Raw genomic sequence first — 6,527 nt, forward strand, 5'->3', positions numbered from 1 at the left:
AGAAGATAGAGCTTCTATGAAAAAAACTGCATCAGAAAAGAAATGTTTGCTACCCTCTTAATTTTAATAATGGTAATATTAAGTAATGTTTGATTATATAGGTTCATCATAAAGGGTTTAGCTATGGTTTAACTGCATATGATGAACAATTCATTATATTTTGTAGGGAGTGTTAGGAGTTTGATAAATGTATTAGGAGGCATTGGTTTATTTTTACTTGGGATGACCATGCTTACTAACGGTTTAAAGGAGCTTGCAGGGGATGCTCTAAAAAAATGGTTGAATCGATTTACAGGAGGAACAATTAGTTCGGTTCTTTCAGGTACATTGATGACAATGATTGTTCAATCCTCTACTGCAACAACTCTGATTACAATTGGTTTTGTAAGTGCTGGGCTGCTCACCTTTATACAGTCAATTGGTGTCATTATTGGAGCAAATATAGGTAGCACAAGCACAGGATGGATTATTTCACTTATTGGCTTCAAAATTAATATGCAGACAATGTCATTACCTTTTATTGCACTCGGTGTCTTTGTGCAATTATTAGCACCACGTGATTTTAAAGCGATAGGCGGGCTTTTGACAGGCTTTGGCTTACTATTTTTAGGTATTGATGTATTACAAGGAGGAATGGCATCTGTTCAGGATCAAATTCCATTTGATTCATTTCAGGCGGATTCTATAGGTGGTCAGCTTATTTTAATTGTGCTGGGTCTAATCATGACAGTGATTATGCAGGCTTCAAGTGCAGCGATTGCAGCCACTTTAACCGCTTTATATGCAGGAGCCATTGATTTTGAACAGGCGGCCTATTTAGTAATTGGTCAAAACATAGGAACTACTGCAACAGCCCTTTTTGCTGCGATTGGGGCATCTACTGCTGCAAAACGTACAGCGATGACGCATGTCCTGTTTAACGTCGCCACAGCAATTATTGTTACAATTGGTGCAACATTGATGTTTGCATTAACGAAAAATGTGACAACATTCATTAATGGCAGCTTTGATGAAACATTAGGTATTGCTGTTTTTCACACTTTATTTAGTGTAATTGGTGCCATTATTTTCGTGCCGTTTGTCCGACCGTTTGCGAGAGCTATTGAAAAAATGATACCAGAGAAGGGTAATCATTTAACGCGAAATCTGGATGATAATGTGGCAAAAATTCCTGGGGTAGCTGTGGAGGTTTCCTTTAATACACTACAGGACATCACAAAGGAATTAACAACAGTAATCGTATCCCTTATTCGAAGTAAAAAGATGACAACAGAAGCTGAAAGTAAATTAAATCTGATTGATGATGCTATTGAAAAAACACGCCTGTTTATGGATGCTATCCAATCGACTGCCACGAAGGATCGTCATAAGCATATTTCACTGTTACATGCACTTGATCACTTGCTTCGTTTGACAAAGGCATTACGAGAACAAAATCCAAGCGCCTTCCAGCTGCAATCTGCATTAACACAAAAATGGCTGGAGGTACTTGAGGAAGTTTTAGCAATAATCGATGAAGATGAACGTTTGCCTGAGATTTCCGTTCTATTAAAGGAAACATCATCAGAGATGGCAGCTGTGCGACGAGATAAACGAAATGCCTATTTCGAGCATTCTGTTGAAAATGTTGTAGAGTTAGAGACAGCAGTATCGAAAGTGGAAGCGCTTCTATGGATCGATCGCCTAGTCTATCACTATTGGCGCACAACAGCACGTTTAGCAGAATATCAAACAGCAACGAAAAAAAACCGCCATACTGAAACAGAAAAGAATGTTGCTGCCACAGAATAAAAAAATGCCCGACTCTTGTTTATGCAAAGAGTGCGGGCATTTTTTTATTGCAATTAAGTCAGAAAGGAAAGATGCTCGGGTATCCAAAGCAATTGCTCTGGTAAGCGGGAGAATCGCTCGGGTGTCTGAGAAAACTGCTCAGCTGAGCGGGAAAAGCGCTCGGGTGTCTGAGAAAACTGCTCAGCTGAGAGGAAAAAACGCTCAGGCTCTAAGAAAATCGCTCCAATAAAAGGAAAAATCACTCAGGGAACTGCATTACAAGTTGCACTAAAGTAGGTGACCACATTGTTATGAAAATCTGCTAAGCTAAACTGCAAAGAAGTTATTTGAACAGGCATCATCAAAAGGAGGTTTTTAGAATTCAACATGTATTTCATATGCAGTTAAAATGGGCAGAGGGTAGAAATGGGCAGGGAGAAATTGCTGCAGCTAATCTGCACACGAACATTTCTATTCCTCGGGAAATGAATGGACCAGGAATTGGTACAAATCCGGATGAAATGCTACTGGGTGCGGCAGCTACGTTATTTAATTACACTGGCTGCTTTACTAGAAAATTCAAAGATAGAGGTGCTAGATCTATCTATGCAGGCTGAGGGCTTTGTCGATGTTACCAATGGTGTTTTTACCTATGAAAAAATTGTCCATAAGCCAAGTATTAAAGTACAAAGTCTCTCTGAACGTGAACTAAAAAGAATTTACCGCTTAGCCGAAAAGGCAGAACAGACGTGTATGATCAGCAAGGCATTGAACGGGAATGTTCAAATTGAATGCCATGTACAGATTCTGCAGGCTTAGAGATTCAAAGCGAAAATGATGGTATTTCGATTCGAACTTCACTAATTAGCATTTTGAATATTTGCTATAAAAGAAAGGGCTATTGAGAAGAATTTATCTTTCTCGATAGCCCTCTTTTTTTATATTACTGGACCAAAAAAGTTCTAGAAATCATCTCTATGAATATATAGAGTTAAGTGCTAAAAATGAAGTTGATTTATCTAAGACTAGGCTGTTCTAAGTTTGCTAAGAAAGGTGATTGATGTGCAACTAATTCGCATTAGAACTGATGATGAGCTTTTGTGGTACAAAAATATGTGGGATGACATTTTAGCGATTGAAGGCAATGATAATCCATTTATTGAGTTTTCCTGGTTTTATAATTGGTGGAAAACTATGGGGCGAAGAGAGTGTGTAGAGCTTTATGCAGTTGAAGATAATGGGCAAATTATTGCCTTTTTCCCATTTACGATTCGACTTCGTTGGGGAATACGAATCTATGCATTTGCAGGGGAAGAAAGTTCAAATTACTCTGGGCTTGTAGCACAAAAAGAATCCATGTTATCTGCAACAACCTTTGTCTTTGATCAGCTTATAAAAAAGCATAAGCATCTATTATTTTCATTTCATGGGTTACTAGAAAGCAAGGCGTCTACGAAGATATTAGAGCAATATTTTGTAGAAAGGCAACTACCTCCAAGTATTTTTCGAGTAGTAACTCCGTATATAGACTTTCGCGATATAGACTACCATACCCATTTTCATCAATGTAGTAAAAAGCACAATATGAATCATCGAGAAAGAACATTACGAAATATAGGCTCTTTAATAAGGAAAACCCCCTCTCAGGACGAGCTTTTGGAAATGTTTAATTTATTGGATGGACGTTGGACTAAACGGTTAGATACGAGTGCTTATAGAAAAGGTAAAAAGCGAGATTTTCTTGAACGTCTAACGCTCCTAAAAGGAGAAGCGCTACAAGTGAAGGTAGACGCACTAGTTTTTGAAGATCAATGGATTGCCTTTACCTATGGATTTTGCTGTCGAGGGCGGTATATGACGTATTCCCTTGCCTATGAGCCTATTTTTCAAATATTTAGCGTTGGTCGAATAGCAAATCAGGAGAATATTAAACGAGCCTTCTCTGAGAACTACCACTTGTTTGACATGAGTATAGGCTATGAACCATATAAATTTGACTGGCGCTCAAACATTGACTTTACAAGGCAAATGCTTGTCAGCAGTGGGACGAGTCGAGCAAAGATCTTGGCTAATATGTATACCTTGAAGGCACGGCTAAAGGAATATGTAACAAAGAATCAGCGCTTCGTTAAATGGAGGCGCAATACGCTAGAGCAATTACGATACTTAGTAAAGTATGGAAAAGTCAAAGATTGGCTAGAATATGGACAACTATTCGTAGAAAAGTTTATTCGTTTTAGGCAAGTGAATGTATATGAATTATCCCCATCAGAGAGTGTTCCGCCACAACGGCCTGTAGGAGATTTGTTTGAGAAAATGTCCATACAAGAGGCGATGCAGCTTAATCAGGAAGAAATCATTACTCTATTTTATAAGGGATATACTATATATAAAGATTCATTTGCTAAAACGACTCAGCCAGCGTTTGCCTTACATACGTCCTCTTTATATGTAGACAAAATGCAAATTGTTGAGGGTTTGCCAGAGCAGACTTATTTTTTAAGCTATGATGTTTATAAAAATATCGATATTATTACAGCTTTTTTTCAAAAAATCTATCCTTCACAAACACTCTGGATAACAGCGAATTTTTGGCAATGGCGTAAACGGAAGCGCTTGATAAAGCTGGGCTATAAACCTATTTCTCGAATGAAACATTTCAAATGTGCTCGTTTTCAGCGAACACATGTAGAAAAAAACACAGAGAGTGGGGGCGATGTTCATTCTGTCCATTAAAAGTAAGCGATGGAATATCGCAATGCAGCATTTTTACTTTGTAGAAAAGCCAGCAAATGTTCGAAAATCAATGAAGGTAATTGGCTATACACATTCACTTGTTCCGAGCCGAAAGCTTGTTAAAAGTGAGACAGTTCATATTCATCTTACAGAAAGTGCATTGTCATTGTATCTTGCACTATCAGAAAGCAGCCGAAAAATACTTCGTCGAGCTCAAAAAGAAGCCTATCAAGTTTTTATTTATAAGGAGCCATCTGAAGAAAATTTACGAGCCTTTCAGCAGTTTTATAATAATTTTGCTAAAAGAAAAAAACTTGAATCCATCAGTAAGTCTCAAATGGAAGCCATTCTGCTGTTAAATAGAAAGGGAGCTTTATGGTTGTCTGAAATTCGAAGCATTTGTGGACAAACTTTATGCTATAGACTTGATATTGTACATGCTAAAAAGGCAATGTCCTATTATGTTGCCACTTGTCATTCTCAAACGACGCCCGATCATTTAAAACGTCCTATCCGTTACGCCAATCGCTTCTTACTTTGGCATAATTTATTACATCTAAAGGAGCAAGGATTTGTTTTATATGATATGGGGAAGCTAACGGATGATCAAAATGTTCGAGAATTTAAGTTAAGCTTTGGTGGACAGGTAGTCAATGTTTATTCTGGTTATATTGCTCATTCCAAAATTAGTGCACTGTTATTGGGTGTGCAAAAATGGAGGAAGTAGCAATCGAACTTAATCATGGGGGTCTAGTAATATCATTGGATTTTGAGTTGAATTGGGGTGTCCATGATACATTTAGATATGGGCAATACAATAAAAACATTAATGGTGTACGCCAGGCATTACCTAAAATTTTAGCGTTATTTGAACAATACGGCATTCATGCGACTTGGGCTACGGTTGGACTGTTATTTGCAGAGTCAAAGGCGGAAATGGCTCATTATTTACGGGGAATCCCAGTGAAATATGACAATATGCGCTATGCAGCTCATATGCAGCTTGCCAAGGTTGGAGAAAATGAAGAACAAGATCTTTTACATTTTGGTAAATCCTTAATTGAGAGAATTAAATGTACCCCTCATCAGGAGATTGGAAGCCATACATTTTCTCATTTCTATTGTTTAGAAAAGGGTCAAACTGAAGCCGATTTTCGTTCCGATTTACATGCTACTGCAATGATTTGTGAGGAGTCTACTGGACCAATGAAGTCGATTGTCTTTCCACGTAATCAGGTGAATAAAGCCTATTTTGCAGCATGTCGAGAAGTGGGTTTGATATGCTATCGCGGAAATGAAAATCATACATTATATAGTTCTCAAAATGTTAGTCGATCAATAAGAATCAAAAAATGGATGGATAGTTATATGAATATAACAGGAAATCATTTGGTCACTTTAGAGGAAATGCAAAAGGATACATTGATTAATATTCACTCAAGTGCATTCTTAAGACCATATTGCAGCTCTTTACGTTTTTTAGAGGGCTTAAAAATGAAACGTATTAAAGAGGCAATGCATGAGGCTGCGACAACAAAGACATTTTATCACTTATGGTGGCACCCTCATAATTTTGGCAAGAAATTAGGCAAAAACTTAGCCATGCTTGAAGAGATCTTACAGTATTATCAAGAGTTATCTCAAAAATATAACTATAAAAGTTATGCCATGTACGAGGTGGCAGAGCTTTGTCATCATTTATCTAAACAGAAAAAATAGCAAACTAGAAAATGCTCTAGTTTGCCATGTTGTTGAAATACTATTATGTCAATTAAATCAAGGTGACAAATTAAAAAGTATAGCCCCTTTTCAAAACGAGGGGTTGATCTCCGTTCCGACTGAGTGCTTTGTTGCTGTCGCTTCGCTTTCGCACAGAGCAAAGCTTCCTGGGGGGCGTCCGATGAGCCGCTTGGGGCAACAGGAGGCTGGTCACGAAGGCGTTGTCACAGGACGTGACGGTTTTAGCCTTCGTTCCCCTAATCTGCTCGCTCCAGGGTCTCATCTGTGACGCTGAATCCCCG

Annotated in this window: 4 protein-coding genes and 1 pseudogene; all 5 read left to right on the plus strand. The window is 38.1% G+C overall.

What is annotated here, in order from left to right:
* Positions 1-180 precede the first annotated feature (180 nt).
* The 5 genes and pseudogenes from ACQKIM_RS15770 to ACQKIM_RS15790 all read left to right on the plus strand — a co-directional run bounded on the left by ACQKIM_RS15770 (position 181) and on the right by ACQKIM_RS15790 (position 6,225).
* Positions 181-1,791, plus strand: a complete 1,611-nt coding sequence (locus ACQKIM_RS15770) for a Na/Pi cotransporter family protein (RefSeq protein ID WP_427545532.1) — start codon at positions 181-183, stop codon at positions 1,789-1,791.
* 377 nt (positions 1,792-2,168) lie between these two features.
* Positions 2,169-2,589, plus strand: a pseudogene (locus tag ACQKIM_RS15775) (SACOL1771 family peroxiredoxin).
* Positions 2,590-2,832: 243 nt separating this feature from the next.
* Entirely contained in the window at positions 2,833-4,506 is a 1,674-nt protein-coding gene (locus ACQKIM_RS15780; protein WP_427545534.1) for a GNAT family N-acetyltransferase, read from the plus strand.
* Positions 4,487-5,233 carry a hypothetical protein gene (locus ACQKIM_RS15785; RefSeq protein ID WP_427545536.1) on the plus strand — a complete coding sequence of 249 codons (747 nt, stop codon included), beginning with the start codon at positions 4,487-4,489 and terminating at the stop codon, positions 5,231-5,233. The genes ACQKIM_RS15780 and ACQKIM_RS15785 overlap by 20 nt, the downstream gene beginning before the upstream one ends.
* Complete coding sequence (locus ACQKIM_RS15790; protein WP_427545538.1) at positions 5,221-6,225, plus strand: polysaccharide deacetylase family protein; 1,005 nt, start codon at positions 5,221-5,223, stop codon at positions 6,223-6,225. The genes ACQKIM_RS15785 and ACQKIM_RS15790 overlap by 13 nt, the downstream gene beginning before the upstream one ends.
* Positions 6,226-6,527: the final 302 nt, after the last annotated feature.

The sequence above is a fragment of the Lysinibacillus sp. NPDC047702 genome (assembly GCF_050272555.1).
Taxonomy (GTDB): domain Bacteria; phylum Bacillota; class Bacilli; order Bacillales_A; family Planococcaceae; genus Lysinibacillus.